The sequence below is a fragment of the Vagococcus elongatus genome, from assembly GCF_003987645.1.
Classification (GTDB): domain Bacteria; phylum Bacillota; class Bacilli; order Lactobacillales; family Vagococcaceae; genus Vagococcus_A; species Vagococcus_A elongatus.
Genome location: NZ_NGKA01000008.1, coordinates 72,848 through 88,958, shown reverse-complemented (window position 1 = coordinate 88,958; position 16,111 = coordinate 72,848). Strand labels below are relative to the sequence as shown.

Below are 16,111 nucleotides of genomic sequence, written 5' to 3'. Positions count from 1 at the left end.
AAATGGATGATATTTCTAAAAAAATTAATGAGTACAGAGACAATAAAATTAAAGAAATTGATTGGCCACATGAAGGCTTGATCAATGGTATCATCGACGATATTTTGGAAATAGTAGAGGAGTCGTCAAAATGAGAAAGGAATATATATCTGTTCTAAAGCCAGGAAATGTCGTTGTAGATGTATCTGGTATGTATATGATAACTGATTGCGAAGATGATGACGATAAAGTTACGGTACTAAATCTGTCCGATGGCACATTAGAATCTAAGTATACCGAAAGTGTCCTTAGCGATATTAACTTTGTTTTATCTATAGATTTCCTGGAGAGCATTAATGAAGTAGAAGACTGGATGAAGAAGCAAAAAGGGATATGGAAATGGTAGGCTATGGAAATGACTAAAGAAGAAATACAAGAATTATACAGAAAAAGCAGCGACTACTCATCAAGAATGTTTTGGATCAAAATAAAAAACTTGTTTCTTAAAAATAAAATTGATGAAGCTCACTGGATAGACGACAGTCGATGGTGGCACCTAGAATACAACCATAAGTGGAAGGAGCGTTTTAAGAATGGCAATTAAACCAGACTTTCATATACTTGCAAGAGATTGCGGAAACGGAAAATTAGATTGGAAAATCATATTCACACATCTGAAAAAGCAGCTAATGAGTTTAGAGATAAGCTTGATGGTAAATGGAGGATTTTTAAACTTAAACCAGTTGAAGTTATTGAAGAAGTTAATGAGGGTGACGGAGAGTATTATGTGGAACCAATTCCAGACGATGAAATGTTCCATGGAAGTAATGGGTGGTAGATAAGATGAATAGTAAAAAGTATAAAGATAGTAAAAAGGTAATTATGGAAGATTGAGGGAGTATATCAAGCATAAATAGAGAGAGGGTTGATATTAATGACAACATTCGAAGATATTAAAGATGTTATCGTAGAAGAGGTTATGAAGAATAAGGGAGATCTTATATATGTCAAAGTCCAGGATCACAGTATGAATATTACTATTCATGCAGGTTTACTGGAAACAACGTGGTCTATAAGTAAGCGTACAGTAAGGAGCGTCTCTTCATGTTCTGAAGAATTTAGCTTAGAAGATCTATCTAATGACTTAGTTAGAATGAAAAATTATAGCTGGGTATTAAGTGTTATGCAGAGAATGTTATTAAAATAATCATTTTAGAAAGTAGGAAAAGATATGGAGAAGAAAAAGGTTAGGCACAAGCTAAGTTGTAACAATTGCTCCAAACCATTTAATATGCACTCATTTGTTATTAGAGAAGCTAGGATAGTAAGAGATTTGGACTTTTCATCTACTGGTGCGTATTGTTCAGATTGCTTCCATGAAGCCTGTAAGTCCATCAAAGAAAAGCGCTTTGTGGAAGAATACAAAGGAGAAGCCATTTACATGAAAGATGGTCGATATGCTCCATATTGGGGAGCTAGTTACGCTTTCGATAATATAGACGATTGCAAGAAGAGAATGGAAATGAAAGGTATAGCTGTTACGCCTTTTGGAATGATGGATATATAAAGGAGAATGAAAAATGAGTTTATTAAAAAATAACATAATACCGATTTTGATATATGTAATAGCTGGACTGGTGTTATTTTCAGCTTCCTACATTCCAAGCTATATACTTACAACCATTTTAAGAGTTTTGGGAGCTATAAGCGAAATAACACCTTTTGCAGTATTGTCATGGATAATTATAAAAGGGCGAATTAAATAGAAATTTATCGTTGTTGATAAAACAATGATTTTATCAAAAAAAACATACTTTCAAGTATGTTTTAACTGTTATTGACAACTGAACCAATGATGTCAAAATATGCAGTTGTTTTTTTAATCTCATTATCTATCTCTTTGTATATACTACTTCCTTCTTTTACTTTAGCTCCGCCCCATATGATACAACTTTCGAAAGGATGGTCGAAATTGTTGAGATAAATGGTAACTTTTGCACTATGCAATCTTTTGACAGAAAAAGTTCTAACGTTTGAAGCCGCTGGTGTAAATAATGCACCAGCCAAATCTTTTTGAACGATACTAGAATCATCTACTGTGATTTCATACTTGTTAACTTCTTCAAATTTAAAAGATTTAACTTCGTTATTTTCGTTTAGTAAAGTAACTACTTTTTCATCGGCATTAATTGCAATGATTGGCGTTTCAGAACCTACATTTAAAATGAATTTATCATTAGGATTTATTTTTGCCACCAATTGATTTCTCAATATTTTTGTTTCCTTTTGAATCTTCGAATTTTTAACAAATCTGTAGATGAAAAAGACAAAGATGGCTACTCCTATAAAAAAAGGAGCGGATTGAAAATCGAATCCTTCAACAGACATGTAGAAGAAAAACAAACTCAAAATTAACAATAACAACTGCGTAAATTCAAACATAAAAAATCCTCCAAATATAATTTATGATTTTATCATATCACAAATTTGGAGAAATAAAACTAAATAAAAGGATTGATTAATATGCACGGAGATATAAACGAATGTCCTCACTGCGGACACGACACCTGCTACACAACATCTACCGTAAGTGGTAGAAGTCAGTTTCATTTGAGATACGATGGAGAAGAGACTGATAACGGTGGAATGTACGAAGTGTTGATACATAAAGAGCATAAATGGGCGAAATGTTCATCTTGCGAAAAGAGATTATTTATAGGAGGAAGATTGATGGCAAGAATTGGAGAGCCGATAGTTTTAAGCAGCGAAGAATCTAGAGATTTTCTTAAATTAAATGGAGGGAAAGTAGGAGAGAGTAACACTCCAATACAAAGAGTCGCAAATGATTTTTACAAGCACTACAAGGGTGGTATTTACGAAGTTGTAGGAGCTTCTACTCACACAGAAACAGAAGAAGAATTGGTTCTATATAAGGACGAGAGTGGTAGGTTGTGGAGTAGACCTGTCGAGATTTTCTTAGATGTAGACAATTTTATTCCAGAGCTTAGATCACAGATGTCAAGATTTGAAAAAGTTTGGGTGTCAGTAATTGATACAAATTTTGGATATTTAGGTGGGCGTGATTCGATATATGCAGGTCGTGGGATGTCTTGGTCTGGAGGGATGTTGTTTACAAATTTCAAACATGCCAAAAAGTATGAACATGACGAACGTGGAATCGAAGAATTTCAAAGAGATTTTGATATGCACAAAGAAATCGGAGCTGTATCAAGAAAGATTCATAAACAAAGGGAATATTAGGAGGTGAAATGATGAACGAGACTTTAGTTGTCAGACAATCGTATCATGGTACTGGATCTTACGAAGGATATGTTTGGAAAGTATATGACAGAAACAATAACTTTATTGGAGAGCTCGGTAGTTTTTCTTCCGACGTTAATGTTGATAGCGTATGTAAATTAAACAATAAATTGTATGTAGTAACAGACGTATGTGACAGTAAAATTCAAGAAGAAGTTCATGACGAAGTTATCTATTTTAAACTTAAAAGATGGGAATACAGTCCAGATTTTGATTTGAATTTTAAATAGCTGGTAAAAGAATGGTTTTATAAAGAGAAAGAGAGCGCATAAGCACTCTCTCGAAAGTTTAATATACTTTGATATGCCAACTGATAGGTTCTACATTTTTCAATTCAACATGGAAACTACCGCTACCTCCTTTTGGAACAGACGGGTTGAAGTAGAAAGAAAATTGACCGCCAGAACTAATATCGCTGGATATTTGTTCGTCATAGATTGTTTTAAGATATGCAGTAACAACTCCGTCGGATTCTCCACTTATTTCAATAGTCTGACCTTCTGTTATGTTTTCAATGGTAAATTTTTTCAAGTTTTCGTCGTTGTAGGTTTCGTTTATGGTTAAATCTTTATTGTCTTCACGAGCTGAGATTTCATCTTTCTTTTCTCGCTCTAATTTTTCGGCAGCGTTCTTCTCTGATTTATTTTTCTCTTCTTTTCTCAATAACGAAAGATAGTTTCTTTGATATTCTACTGACGAATTAACAAGCTTTAAGCTATTATATTTTCTATCGATCAAACCTCCAGAAATCGAAATTGGAGTTGTGTCTACATATTTCTCCAAGCCATTCTCAAGAGATTCTACAACATACTTGTCTTTATCTTTAAATTCTTCTTGAGAAACATAGATATTTTTACCTAAAATCTTGTCATCGTCTAATTTTGATTTTACAATTAAGTTTCCACGCTTATCTGGACTTGCTTTAGAAAACTTAAAGTCAATGATCGTCGATTCTGAACCGTTTTTTTTAATATCAGCAATTGGAACTAGAGAGGTCTCGGTAACTTCCATCAAAAAAAGTTCATCGACATCACTTTGAAATGAAAATGAATGTGAAATTTCATCGTTGACATCTACGACTTGAACGACACTGTTAGGAGCTTGAATGGTTGAAGTATCATTCTTTTTAGCTTGATAAAGATTGTACCCTAACAGAAATAATAAAAGCATTACAAACAAAATAATCACAACCAAGCGGTCTATAAAGGTATTTTTATATTTATACATTGATTATTCAACTCCAATTAGTTATTTGTGTTCATTATAACATAACAATTTTTATATTTTTGTATTAAATGAGAAGGAGGTTTATATGAGAAAGTTAGTTTTAACACAGGATTCAGTTGGCTACAGAACTAAAGTTAGAATCGTCGGTACTAATGTTGTAGGCACTATTGTTAAGGATATTATATATCCTACATTCCCACCTAAATACCTATTTACTCCAGAAGGAAATGGAAAGCAATTTTATGTTTTTGAAAGTGAATTTACTGAAATAGGAACAAGGGAAGAGTTTGTAAAAAGAACCAATAGAAAGTGGAAAAGTAGATAGTATCAACGTTTTGTATTTATTTTTTAATAATTGAGCCATAAGTATTTACAACTTATCAAAACGATGATATTATGTATTTAGCAATAAGAAGTGGAGATATGGAAATGAAGAATAAGAAATTTATATTTGTTAATAATGAATGGTGGAAGGTCTTTGACGTAGAAGACTTTACGAAACCAGAAGAGGATGCTGGTCTAGGAGAGAGATTGTTTTATACAAAATTAAAACAGCACTCAGTATTATGCGTAGACAAGCATGGCAATTGGAACCATTGGGTTTGTGAGGGCGCAGAGTTTACGGTAATATCTGATTCTTGGCCAGAATGGATTCCAGTTGAAAAGGAAAAGGATCGGGTGAATTAGTATGAAGAATGACATTACTGCAGATGAATGGTCTGTACTTGGAGAGTATTTAAGATTTGGCGGACATGTTTACGAAGACTGGGAATTAGACGGAACTCTTAAGGAAAAGAGCGCTCTATTAGATTCGGCAAAAGGGAAATTTCAAAGAGTCTCAAAGGCTATCGATTCGTGGAAGATCCAATCTAAAAATCAAATCTAGATATTTTCAAAAATGGGGTACCCCCCCCTATTAGACTCTGGTGTAATAATGATTACATATGTATAATTGTATTACACCAGGTAAAATAGAATATTTTTTTGATAATATACATCGTTTGCATGTCAATATACAAACGATGAATTACATTGAAATTTGATAAGGGAGATATACTACATGAATATACTAGAAGATAATTACAGAATGCTAAAATCCTTAAGAGACGAGATATATAGGCTTAATCTCAACGAAAGTCCTTCGAAAACTGACTATAATAACTTAAGGGATAAAGATGCATCACCAGCTTCATCTACCGTTTTATCTAGAACAGATTTAACTTGGTCGCAGGTGATGCAATTAATAGGGTTAAAGTATGATGGAATGGCTCTACAGAAGGATTTAGAGTATATAGAAGATGGATTCTCTCAAATGACGCAGGATCAAAAGTTTGAGTATTTTAAAAACAAGGTTATAAGAACTGGACTGACCGTAGATGGATGGTATAGAGTGTTGAATATTGTTGACGAAGGAAATTCTATAAATAAGCAGGCGTCTACAGCGAGAAGGGATAGATATGTTTCATCAGAGTTTAAGGATCTATCCAAAGAGGAGCAGTTAGATTTTTTATTGAGCTACATCGAATCAAATAACATAATTAATAGCGTTGATTACAATGCTCGCAGAAGCAAAGAAAAAACTCCGTCTCTATCGTACATTAATGCGAACTTTGGCGGATGGAAAAATATAACAGAAGTATATACTAAAAAATATAAAAAGGAAATGGGATAATTTAATGAAAAAGTCTAAAAGTAACAGCAAAGAAAAAGCAACATATTTAAAAATTAAGCAGGGAGATATTTATCTAATTGATTTTGGCGAGTACAGAAATCATGTAAAAGGTGGTGTCAGACCAGGTGTTGTACTATCTTCTGATCACGAGAATATCAAAGCGAGTCAAGTATTGGTAGCACCAGTTACCTCTATTAAACACAAACACCTAAAGAAGCAGTATAGAAATGATGTGGTGGTAGATGTAAGTAAAGAGAATGGACTTCACTCTAAGTCAGTAATTCATGCAGGTAACATTCAATCAGTAGATAAAGATAACTTTCATCACAGAATTGGAACTCTAGAAAAAACTAAGCAAGGAGCTATGGTTCGGGGGCTGATGTATACATTAGGTCTTCCTTATTAGAACCATAAGTTTATATAACATTAATGAATGTTTATCACTAATTTTCTATTTAGCATAATTGAGAATATAAAATTTGCGTCCATTATTTTATTGGACACAATAAAGAGTATAGAAAAATGAGAAGATAATGATTAATTTAATGAATTAATTATAGTAAGAGACAAGCTTATTAAATCGATAGTTAACTTGTTATTAATGGAGGTGTAAATAGATTTATGAAAGATTCAATTTTTGTTATATCTGGATCTAGCGGAAGTGGAAAGACGTCAGTGCTTAGTATGGTTAATAATATTGGAGATAGAATAGTAACGAGTACCACAAGAGATAAGAGGGATGGAGAGGTTGACGGAATTGACTACTATTTTTTAGATAAGGACGAATTTCTATCTAGAGATTTTGTAGAGTATGACACAAAGTACAATAATTACTATGGGACAGAAGTTGATGAAGTTTCTCTGAAAACGTCGAATGGATGCGCATATGTAATATTAACTCATCAAGGATATATTGATTTTAAAAAATGTTATGGCAGCAGAGTTGTTGGAATTTTTATCCATACGAAGAAGGACGATATTGTAAAAATGCTGAAAAACAGGAAGGAAGACAATATTGATGGCAGAATGTTAAACTATGATTATGATCTAAGAACAATGGTAGATTATGATTATGTTGTAGCAAATAGCTTTGGAGACATGCAGACGACGATTAAGGAAATCGAAAGAATTGTGGAAATTGAAAGAGCACAATAGAATTTATAAAACAGTCATTTTATATATCAATTTAATATGCTAAAAGGGGTGAATATAAATATTAAATAATCACCTAAAGGAGGGGTAAGTAATAAGTGTTGTATTATTTTTGGGCGCATATTACTTATGACAACGTTGATTTAAAGACGTTTGTTTGAGGAGGGGCATATTTATTTAAAAAAGTGTGGCGAGCGTGTTGACAACAAGGTGAAATGAATGTATACTTAAGTCAATCAGTAAGGAAGTAACGGATAATAACTATAAGATGGGACGTGTCAAAACAATGGAAGAAACAAAGATGGAATTAAACGCCGTAGTTACAGACTGGTTGAATAGAATGGAAAGCGACAATTCAAAAGTTAGTTACTTTAAATCACTTGATACATTCGCAAAAATGACATTCAAGATCAGTGCACTACCAGAAATGAACGAAGCACATTGGATGAATTTAAAGCCATCTGATGTAAGAAACAATTTTATCGAACCGCTACAAAGACAAGGGTTACAAAACAGTACAATTAAATACTACATTCGTGTTATTAGATCATTCGTAACGCACATGGAGAGATTTAAAGATTTTAGTCAGTTAATAGACTTGTCTTATATAAAGATCTCATGCTTAGAGACAAGAAACATTTCAGATGATACAGTATCCAGAGCTAAGCTTGGAGCTAGTGAGTTTTATGAATTTATTGAATGGCTTAAAGAAGAACGTTTTACAGGCAGAAATGCAGATCTTGGTAATAAGTATGCTCTAGCAGCCGAGTTTATGTTTAAGACAGCGTCGCGATTAACAGCGGTGTTTAAAAAAGTAAGATGGGCAGACATTGTATGGGAAGGAGATTCTTATCATAATTTTGGATGGAATGCATATATTCTTGATAAAGGTAATAAGGTTAACAAGAAAGCTATACCATCTTCATTATATGACAGAATCTACAAAGAGTTTTACCACGGAGATAGAACCGAGCCAGTATTTAAAGATATAAGTAGTCAAATGTTTTCAAGATTGACTAGCGAATATGGAGAACTTGTTGGAAAAGAATACGTTCCTCACTCGATCAAAGTTGGTGCTGGTACAGAATATTACAACAGAACACAAGATTTAGTTAGAACAATGGAGTTCCTAGATCATGAAGATCCAAAGACAACACTTAAATATATTAGACTTGGAGACGATAGAACAAAGCAAGGTGGATATGTTCTTTCATTGGATGTAGATAAGGATAAGCTGGAAGATCTTTCAAAAGAACAGCTTATATCTATCATAAAAGGTGATGACGCTATGGCGATGGCTATAGCTAGAGAAGCAGAGAATAGACACTACGCGGAAGGGTTAATCGTAGAACAATGAGAAAAACCAATAGTCAGATTAGAAAAGAACGCATAAAGAAGAGAGAGGTTCACATAAGAAAGAACTCTCATGGAATAAGTAACTGGAGTGAAAAGTATGTCAAGGAGGTTCTTGATAGAAACAATATCAAGGACTTCTCAATTAAAGATGGATCTCAATGCATAGTTATAAAAACTTCATTTGGTTACTGGTATATAGAACATGATAACAAGGTTGTCACACTTAAGCACTCTAACTTTTCCAATCATGACAACAATGAGAAGCTGAGAGGCGGCTATCATAAGCAGGATGTATTTTTTACACTAAATCAATGTTTAGAATATATAATAAAACACGACAATTTTAAGGGTTACAGATAGATTAAAAAACAGGAGGTATGGAATAATGATTATCGAGATAAAAGTGAAAGACGGTGCGATCGCTGGGAAAAGTGATTTTGCAGATTTTTTAAAAACAAAATTATCTAAGAAGGTGTACGAAAAAGCAGTTAATGGAGAAAACTTAGTTGACATCGTTTCGATTGGTAAATTAAAGGAAATCGTTGGTACACTTTACACTCGCGGATGTGATGACTGCCTTGTGGGTGAAATAGAAGATTCAGAAGGTAATAAAATGGACTTGGTTTTTGGATATAGCGATATGCTAAAAAAATTATTCCTATTTGAATTGAGCAAAGAGTGGGAGTTAGACAGTGCTATTAAAAGAGCTGTTGCCATTTTTAAAGAAGTTGAGGCTATTGAAAAAGAATTTAAAAAAGGTATTATTTTATTTACAAAAGAAGAAATTGAGGAGACAATCGTTTCACTTTTTGTAGACCAAATGTATTATAAAATGAAGCTTAGACTAAATCTTTTTTCAAAATATGAAAAATTTTGGAAAGGAATTATTGTTCGAAATGACGAAGATACTAGCTGGAATGCTTATCTTAAAAAGAACAAGTTTGCCGATATTTTAGGTGGTAGACATGATGAAAACGAAAATACATTGGTAACAAGAGAGGATTTATTATCTTTATTTAAACAGTCTCCAACTCCTCAAAATGCAATTATACCTATTTTAATTTTCGAAGGTGTAAAATTAGCTGAGGCTCCAAAAGATGACGAATTGCGCAGATTAAAGATTAGTGATATAAAAAAAGATAGAATTGTTATCAGAGACCATGAAGATGGTGTTGATAGAGAGATTGCTATTGATAGCGATACTAGAAAATTAATTTTATTAGCTGCCTCTCAAACAAAAGCGTACAAGCCGTTTAATGGGACAATCTCAATAGTACCATACCTAGAAAGTCCATATGTATTAAAGCCTATAGACGTTAAAATTGCTTACAACAGCGACTCAAAAGAGGATGAACGAGCTATTACATACCGAGGTGCATATGACAGAATGCTAAACATTAGATCTCTTGCAGAATCTCTTGGATATGAAAAAGATTTGACAATATCATTAGTAGCTAAAAGTGGAAAAATTAATAGTATTAAAAAATATATAGCGAGTGGGATGGATAGGTATGACGCTATTAGAAAAACTCTTATGAAGTTTGGAGAATGGAATAAGACTGGGGACTATATTGAAGAAAAAAAATTACCATCTAATAGACAATTAGTTAATCGTTTAGGAAAAGAATACAAGGCGGCTACAGGTGAATAATCACTGTAGCCATATAACTGAAAAGGGAAAGGTTAGGTTTAAAAAAATGAATCATAAAAGTATTGAAATTCTTGGAAATCATAGACTAGAAGAGTTGGTAAAGAAGGAGTATTCAAGGTTTAAGTCGGTTATAGATGCTGATACCCCAATAGGAGAAATAGAGTCAAAAGTAAAAGAGATTGCCTTAACTGAATATCTCGACGAGGATAAGCTTAGATCAGTCGTAGAAGAGATCCAGGAGGAAATATCTGAATCAGCTAGAAAGAAAATGCAGGATATTATGTATTGTAATATTAGTGCGCTTATTTTTAAAGACTTAAGCATAAGTATGTATAACGCGAAGAGAGTATTTGGCGTGGATAAGGCTTTTGATATTATTAGAGAGCAGATAAAAGATCCTCTAATTATTGGCAATATTGTATTATTAATCTTATCAATAGAAATGGAGGCGAATTAAATACAATGACTAATATTGAAGAGTATAACGAGTTTGATAGAAGGGTTAGGGAGTTAGAAGATGGCATATCACGGCTTGTTTTATCGGCCAACCTATCATACGATAGCGATCTTCACATGGAGATAACAAGAGCTTATACAACATTGTATAGAGATCTTCATTCTAGTGGTTTAAACGAAGAGTACAAAAATCATTTTCGCATATTAATTAATGAACTTTTAAGGGAGGCAGAAATTGATGTAGATATTATGTTGAAAAACATTAGCATAAGTATTGACAACCAATAAAACCGATGGTAGTATTATAAAAGTAGAAGAGAGCGTGTACTGTTGTCCCTAGACAGGGCAAATAAAAACAAGAGAGAGGAGTCAATTATGACTAACAAAAAATTAATGAAGAGAACAAAATTATTCGGAGGAGTTACGCTATTGTTATTAGCAATTCTTGCTGGAAGATTAAGTGGATCAGTTACTAATCAAACAAAATTAGATACTGCAAAGGCGGATTATGAACAGCTTGAATTAAAGTTGAACAAAGAAGTAAAAGAGAAAACAGCTTTGGTTAAAGAAGTTGAGGCAGCTCAAAAGGAACTTGAAAAAGCAAAAAAAGATGCTAAGAAAGCTGACGAGTCTGTTGAAAAAGAAGTTGTAGAAAATGTAGAAGTTGATACTCAAGCCGAACAGGTAGAAGAGCAGCCTGTTCAAAATCACGAAGAGAGCCATAATATTTTACAACAAGAACCAGAAAAGCAGTTTGCACGATCTGGAGAAGTAACTCATGTAATGTCAGCAACAGCGTATGACGGAGTAAGCCTTGGTGGAGTTACGGCATCTGGAGTAGTTATCAATAGCACTGGTGATCGAGTTGTGGCAGTAGATCCAAATTTCATCCCATTAGGAACAATGTTGGAGATTGAGGGTTACGGAATTGCCGTGGCAGCCGATACTGGTGGAGACATCGTAGGTAATCGAATTGACCTTAACATGTCTTATGAAGAAGCTATTCAATTTGGAAGCAGACCAGTAAATGTAAGGATTTTATCTTAATAATTATGTAGGAGGTTTTAATATGGGGAAATATGTTTTAAGAATGGATTTAGCCATTGATTTAGAAGACTTAATGTCTGATAAAAACAGGGCAGGTGCTGAAATAATCCTTGGAGGCAAGAATCTAACAGATGACGAAATTGCCGATAGATTTGGGGATTTTGTCACATTAATTGTTGGAAGAGGGCTAGCGTCAAGAGAAGATGTTGAGATTATGCAATACGAGATATTTAAAAATACCTTAGACGATAATTCCGAGGATCTATCAGAAGAGTTGAGAGAGGACGATTTAGAAGCCGTTTTAATAGACGAAAGTCAAGATGACTTTGCGAATGAAGAAACTGAGGCCATCTTAGATGATGACGTTCTTGAAAAACCATTCATCGTAGAAGTTTGCTCTAAGGCCTTTCAGATAGTGAGTGAGGCAGGTTTGATCGAGACAATCTTGTTTAATAGTGAATTAGCAACTGGCGAAGAGATTGGTTTTGCTTTAAGAAAAATTGTAGGAATTGAAATTGAAGACAGATGTATTAAACGCGACGATTCTCTGGATGAAAATCTATGCACCATTGGCTATGATTTACTTGGGAAAAAAGAAGTTGGAATTTTAAAATACACAGAGACAAATAGAGAGGGAGAAATGTAAATGGCACGAAAAACAGCAAAGAAAGAATTATTGAATGAATTAAAGGGAGGAATCGCTTCTGTACGACTAGTTGGTAAAGCCATCGTAGGAAAAGACACATTCCCTGGTGCGCAGCAAAAAGAAGGAAAGACATGGAAACATGTAAGAAGTTCATTTGGCGTAGCTAGTGGCGAAGGAAACATTAACTATGTACAAATTGATGGTGGATACAAAACTGACAGACCCATTCTTTATTTATTAGACACTGACTTTAAACCAATGCAGATTGACTGGGAAGATCGTTTTAATGAGGAAATCATTGAAACAGTATCTCAAAACCGTAAATTAACAGCAGCAATTGAAAAAGACGAAAACGGAAAAGTTATCAAAAAAGAGTTCTTAAGTGAAATTGATCTTGAAGAATATCTTAAAGAAAACCTTGAAAATGGAATGGAAATCATTGTTCAAGCAGATGTTGAGTATTCTGAATGGGAAGAAAAACAGTATACAAATTACAAAATTCGCTCAATCTACTTAAACGAGCCGCGCAAGAGAAACGGCGTAGATATTCCAGCTCGACCACATGAAGCTACATTGCGACAAACTTATCTTTTAAATGACTACTCATTAGAAAAAGGCTGGGCTAAAGAGTTAGAAAAGAACGGAAGCGTAATGGTTAATGCCTTTGTTCCAGAGTATGTTAGTACCGTAAACATTAATGGGGAATATGTAGAAGTTAAAGAGACATGGGCTTTCCCACGACGATTTAAAGTTCAGCTACCAGAGAAAATTAGCGAAGAAAAACTTCCTAAGTTAATGGCTTTGTATAAAAAGTTATTCTTTGTTAAAAAGGACACTGTTCGCGAAATTTCACTTGTTATGAAGCTTAATGAAGGATATGAAGAATCATCTGGAGAGGTTGAAATTACACCAGAAATGCAAGAATTGATCGATTGTGGAATCATGACAGAAGAAGAAGTAATGCAGGACGTTACTATTCGAGGCGACAAAGTAAGTGAAGTTATCTTTGTTAAACCAGGATTTAAAAAATCTGACGGAGAAAAAGGTAAAGTATTGGCAATTGATGATGAAAAATATGCGCCAGCTGCATTAATTAGACCAGATCTTGAGGAGGAGTTAGATGACGAAGGCGAAATCGACTTAGACGACGAAGACTTTGACAACTCTGATAAAAAAGAAGAGAAATCTTCTAGTAAGAAAGAAGAGAAAACAGAAGACGATGACGACGGAGACGGTCTAGACGACTTATTCGACGATGAGGATATTTTTTCTTAAAAAGAACCATAAGAATTGAATACAAATTAAAAGGAGAGTATAACATTGACATTATTTAGAAAACCAGGAAGTAAACGTATAGGATTGAAAATTTTAGTAATTGGTAAAACTGGTGTTGGTAAGTCCATTTTTGGACTTACTGCACCAAAGTCTGCCGTGCTTGATAGTGAGGCTGGAATTGCTCTATATGAAGATGAGCCAGAAGGAAAAAACATTATGCTTGTCGCTAATACTCAGTCATACAACGAGCTAGAAGAGGCCATCGACGACATTATGGAAAACCAAGAGGAATATGGTATCGAATCAATTATCATTGACTCAGAATCGAAATTCTATGGCGATATCAACCAAGCCATTATGACGGTGGAAGAGCGAAAAGCTGTTAAAAAAGGCGGAGATCCGCTGGATAGTAACTTAAGCATTCGCTCATATGGAAAAATTGGTCAAATTGCAGAGCGATTACAAAACTTTAAAATTGACGCATCTGGAGCTGGTATTAACATTATTTCAATTGCACAAGAGAATGATATTAAGAAATTCGATAAAAAGGCTGGAACTTATGAAGTAATTGGAACGAAACCAAATATGAAAAAAGAAGCCGAATATGATTACGATATCGTATTAACTCTTTTCAAAGAAGGAGAAGGCGAAGACACTAAATACTTTGCAAAAGTTGGCAAAGACCGTACAAAAGTGTACAAAGCTGGCGACGTGATCGAGAACCCTAAATTTAGCATGTGGGACAAGCGTACGAAGAAAATGAAGGGTAAAGAGACCTTGGGGACATCGTTTGCCAAAGGATCAGAAAGATCACAGGAGGCATACAGAGAAGAAGCTGCAGAAGAAGAAAAAGATGCAAAAACGAAGGTTGCTGAATTGTCAGTATTTCTAAAAAGTGAAGGCAGAGACGAGGATCGCGCTCGACTTCTTAAAACAATTAAAGAAGACCTGGGAGTTAAGAGCTTGAGTAAAATGACTGCCTCACAAGAAGAGAAGGTACTAGCATTAGTAAAAGAGTTTAGGTAGGGAGAAATAGTAAATAGGGATTCTTCTCAAAAATATTGATAGTAGGAGCTGATATTAATTGGGAAGAAGCTACACCAATAAAAGTGGAGAAAAAATAAAGGTAAGCGAATCGCACTTGGATGCGTCGTTGGAGCTTGTAGAAGAGTTGCAAAAGGCGAGTCCAAGTCGTCGTGTATCATGGGCTGCACACAGAAGAATGATGATCGAGGAAGGTTTTGATGATTCCGAAAATAGCGAGGCTTATCGTCAAATGATTAAAGCAGAGCGAAAAGCTCGCGGTGTGCTGCCACAAGTAGAAAAATATGCAGACATGGTTGCAGAAGGAAAACTTGAGTCAATTAAGAATGAAATTGGAATGATTCAACACAACAAGCTTGATGCTAGGCAAGAGTTCCTAAGACTTAGCAGACTTAAAAGAGAGTTAAGCAAGGAGATTGTTTTGATAGAATCTCTTGAGAGTGCTCTAAGCGAAAAAGACTTTGCTAGTGTTAGATTTACGCCAGTTGTTGACAGACGTTTAAAAGTTAGAAAAATGTATGCTGGTCTTTCGGATTTCCATTATGGAGCAATTGTTGATGTGGAAGGTTTTACTTACAATATCGACATTGCCGAAGAGTTATTAATGAAGTATGCAGATGAATTGATCGATGTTGCCACAAAAGAAAATGTAGAAGAGATTCACGTTGTAAATATGGGTGACGCTATCGAATCAGCATATATGCGTCATGGACAAGGCTATTCTGTCGATAAGACATTATCAGAACAAATAGCTGATGCAGCAGAGTTAATAATTGCATTTTTACAAAAGTTATCACAGTACGTAAAAGTAACATATACAGGATTTAATGGAAACCATGATCGCATGAGTTCTAAGAATGACACCATTTATTCAGATGGGGCAGTAAATGTTATCAATAGAATCATTGAGACATTTGTTAAGTATTCCGATACGAAGATTAAATTTGAGGCAACTGAACCATATCACTATGTAGGAAGTAGCTATGGTCGAAACTTCTTATTCGTTCACGGAGATTTAACACCGATCAAAAAACAAAGCGTTCTGGCTGAGCAATCTATGCTTTACGGAATCGACTTTGATGTATTAGCAGCAGGCCACATCCACCATTTTACTATGAAGGAAGTTGGATTGAATAAGTTCGTTACAACGTTTGGATCAATTAAAGGTAGCGATGAGTACAGTTTAAAAACGATTAATACGTCTTCTTCTAGATCTCAAGGTGTAATTCTTGTTGACGAAGAAGATTTCGAGATTAGAAAAATTAAATTATAAGGAGCTAATTAG

General features: G+C 34.3%; 27 protein-coding genes. 25 read left to right on the top strand and 2 right to left on the bottom strand.

What is annotated here, in order from left to right; translation table 11 throughout:
• The first annotated feature begins 2 nt into the window (after positions 1 to 2).
• The 7 genes from CBF29_RS14110 to CBF29_RS06645 all read left to right on the top strand — a co-directional run bounded on the left by CBF29_RS14110 (position 3) and on the right by CBF29_RS06645 (position 1,745).
• Positions 3 to 134 carry a hypothetical protein gene (locus CBF29_RS14110; protein ID WP_281272910.1) on the top strand — a complete coding sequence of 44 codons (132 nt, stop codon included), beginning with the start codon at positions 3 to 5 and terminating at the stop codon, positions 132 to 134.
• A complete protein-coding gene (locus CBF29_RS06670) occupies positions 131 to 385 on the top strand; it encodes a hypothetical protein (protein WP_126808738.1) in 255 nt (84 codons plus the stop codon). The genes CBF29_RS14110 and CBF29_RS06670 overlap by 4 nt, the downstream gene beginning before the upstream one ends.
• A gap of 9 nt (positions 386 to 394) precedes the next feature.
• On the top strand, positions 395 to 583 hold the full coding sequence (locus CBF29_RS06665) for a hypothetical protein (protein ID WP_126808736.1): 189 nt from the start codon (positions 395 to 397) through the stop codon (positions 581 to 583).
• Positions 584 to 631: 48 nt separating this feature from the next.
• Complete coding sequence (locus CBF29_RS06660; protein WP_126808734.1) at positions 632 to 817, top strand: hypothetical protein; 186 nt, start codon at positions 632 to 634, stop codon at positions 815 to 817.
• A gap of 96 nt (positions 818 to 913) precedes the next feature.
• A complete protein-coding gene (locus tag CBF29_RS06655) occupies positions 914 to 1,186 on the top strand; it encodes a hypothetical protein (RefSeq protein ID WP_126808732.1) in 273 nt (90 codons plus the stop codon).
• 24 nt (positions 1,187 to 1,210) lie between these two features.
• On the top strand, positions 1,211 to 1,546 hold the full coding sequence (locus tag CBF29_RS06650) for a hypothetical protein (RefSeq protein ID WP_126808730.1): 336 nt from the start codon (positions 1,211 to 1,213) through the stop codon (positions 1,544 to 1,546).
• Positions 1,547 to 1,559: 13 nt separating this feature from the next.
• Complete coding sequence (locus tag CBF29_RS06645; RefSeq protein WP_126808728.1) at positions 1,560 to 1,745, top strand: hypothetical protein; 186 nt, start codon at positions 1,560 to 1,562, stop codon at positions 1,743 to 1,745.
• A gap of 61 nt (positions 1,746 to 1,806) precedes the next feature.
• On the opposite strand, the gene CBF29_RS06640 is transcribed toward CBF29_RS06645, so the two are convergent.
• Complete coding sequence (locus CBF29_RS06640) at positions 1,807 to 2,421, bottom strand: hypothetical protein (protein ID WP_126808726.1); 615 nt, start codon at positions 2,419 to 2,421, stop codon at positions 1,807 to 1,809.
• 288 nt (positions 2,422 to 2,709) lie between these two features.
• On the opposite strand from CBF29_RS06640, the gene CBF29_RS06635 reads away from it, so the two are divergent.
• The gene (locus CBF29_RS06635; RefSeq protein ID WP_126808724.1) at positions 2,710 to 3,240 is read left to right on the top strand and encodes a DUF1653 domain-containing protein; all 531 of its coding nucleotides are present in this window, start codon (positions 2,710 to 2,712) and stop codon (positions 3,238 to 3,240) included.
• A gap of 11 nt (positions 3,241 to 3,251) precedes the next feature.
• Positions 3,252 to 3,530 carry a hypothetical protein gene (locus CBF29_RS06630; protein WP_126808722.1) on the top strand — a complete coding sequence of 93 codons (279 nt, stop codon included), beginning with the start codon at positions 3,252 to 3,254 and terminating at the stop codon, positions 3,528 to 3,530.
• A 58-nt stretch (positions 3,531 to 3,588) separates the two neighbouring features.
• Here CBF29_RS06630 and CBF29_RS06625 read toward each other — a convergent pair whose 3' ends face one another.
• Positions 3,589 to 4,527 carry a hypothetical protein gene (locus CBF29_RS06625; protein WP_126808720.1) on the bottom strand — a complete coding sequence of 313 codons (939 nt, stop codon included), beginning with the start codon at positions 4,525 to 4,527 and terminating at the stop codon, positions 3,589 to 3,591.
• Between the two features lie 85 nt (positions 4,528 to 4,612).
• On the opposite strand from CBF29_RS06625, the gene CBF29_RS06620 reads away from it, so the two are divergent.
• The 16 genes from CBF29_RS06620 (at position 4,613) to CBF29_RS06545 (ending at position 16,099) form a co-directional block, all read left to right on the top strand.
• Positions 4,613 to 4,852: a hypothetical protein gene (locus CBF29_RS06620; protein WP_126808718.1), complete on the top strand. Its 240-nt coding sequence runs from the start codon at positions 4,613 to 4,615 to the stop codon at positions 4,850 to 4,852.
• Positions 4,853 to 4,956: 104 nt separating this feature from the next.
• Complete coding sequence (locus CBF29_RS06615) at positions 4,957 to 5,214, top strand: hypothetical protein (RefSeq protein WP_126808716.1); 258 nt, start codon at positions 4,957 to 4,959, stop codon at positions 5,212 to 5,214.
• 1 nt (position 5,215) lies between these two features.
• A complete protein-coding gene (locus CBF29_RS06610) occupies positions 5,216 to 5,413 on the top strand; it encodes a hypothetical protein (protein ID WP_126808714.1) in 198 nt (65 codons plus the stop codon).
• A gap of 174 nt (positions 5,414 to 5,587) precedes the next feature.
• Positions 5,588 to 6,199: a hypothetical protein gene (locus CBF29_RS06605; protein ID WP_126808712.1), complete on the top strand. Its 612-nt coding sequence runs from the start codon at positions 5,588 to 5,590 to the stop codon at positions 6,197 to 6,199.
• Between the two features lie 4 nt (positions 6,200 to 6,203).
• Positions 6,204 to 6,605: a type II toxin-antitoxin system PemK/MazF family toxin gene (locus tag CBF29_RS06600; protein ID WP_126808710.1), complete on the top strand. Its 402-nt coding sequence runs from the start codon at positions 6,204 to 6,206 to the stop codon at positions 6,603 to 6,605.
• A gap of 215 nt (positions 6,606 to 6,820) precedes the next feature.
• A complete protein-coding gene (locus CBF29_RS06595) occupies positions 6,821 to 7,354 on the top strand; it encodes a nucleoside/nucleotide kinase family protein (protein ID WP_126808708.1) in 534 nt (177 codons plus the stop codon).
• A gap of 283 nt (positions 7,355 to 7,637) precedes the next feature.
• The gene (locus tag CBF29_RS06590; RefSeq protein ID WP_126808706.1) at positions 7,638 to 8,708 is read left to right on the top strand and encodes a tyrosine-type recombinase/integrase; all 1,071 of its coding nucleotides are present in this window, start codon (positions 7,638 to 7,640) and stop codon (positions 8,706 to 8,708) included.
• Entirely contained in the window at positions 8,705 to 9,067 is a 363-nt protein-coding gene (locus tag CBF29_RS06585; RefSeq protein WP_126808704.1) for a hypothetical protein, read from the top strand. The genes CBF29_RS06590 and CBF29_RS06585 overlap by 4 nt, the downstream gene beginning before the upstream one ends.
• Before the next feature lie 25 nt (positions 9,068 to 9,092).
• Entirely contained in the window at positions 9,093 to 10,358 is a 1,266-nt protein-coding gene (locus tag CBF29_RS06580) for a hypothetical protein (protein ID WP_126808702.1), read from the top strand.
• Positions 10,351 to 10,815, top strand: a complete 465-nt coding sequence (locus tag CBF29_RS06575) for a hypothetical protein (RefSeq protein WP_126808699.1) — start codon at positions 10,351 to 10,353, stop codon at positions 10,813 to 10,815. Before CBF29_RS06580 ends, CBF29_RS06575 begins: the two co-directional genes overlap by 8 nt.
• A 5-nt stretch (positions 10,816 to 10,820) precedes the next feature.
• Entirely contained in the window at positions 10,821 to 11,102 is a 282-nt protein-coding gene (locus CBF29_RS06570) for a hypothetical protein (protein ID WP_126808697.1), read from the top strand.
• Between the two features lie 87 nt (positions 11,103 to 11,189).
• Positions 11,190 to 11,861 (top strand): 3D domain-containing protein, encoded by a 672-nt coding sequence (locus CBF29_RS06565; protein ID WP_126808695.1) that lies wholly within the window; start codon positions 11,190 to 11,192, stop codon positions 11,859 to 11,861.
• Positions 11,862 to 11,883: 22 nt separating this feature from the next.
• The gene (locus CBF29_RS06560) at positions 11,884 to 12,507 is read left to right on the top strand and encodes a hypothetical protein (RefSeq protein WP_126808693.1); all 624 of its coding nucleotides are present in this window, start codon (positions 11,884 to 11,886) and stop codon (positions 12,505 to 12,507) included.
• Complete coding sequence (locus CBF29_RS06555) at positions 12,508 to 13,782, top strand: hypothetical protein (RefSeq protein WP_126808690.1); 1,275 nt, start codon at positions 12,508 to 12,510, stop codon at positions 13,780 to 13,782.
• A gap of 45 nt (positions 13,783 to 13,827) precedes the next feature.
• A complete protein-coding gene (locus tag CBF29_RS06550; protein WP_170170012.1) occupies positions 13,828 to 14,808 on the top strand; it encodes an AAA family ATPase in 981 nt (326 codons plus the stop codon).
• Between the two features lie 58 nt (positions 14,809 to 14,866).
• The gene (locus tag CBF29_RS06545) at positions 14,867 to 16,099 is read left to right on the top strand and encodes a hypothetical protein (RefSeq protein WP_126808685.1); all 1,233 of its coding nucleotides are present in this window, start codon (positions 14,867 to 14,869) and stop codon (positions 16,097 to 16,099) included.
• Positions 16,100 to 16,111: the final 12 nt, after the last annotated feature.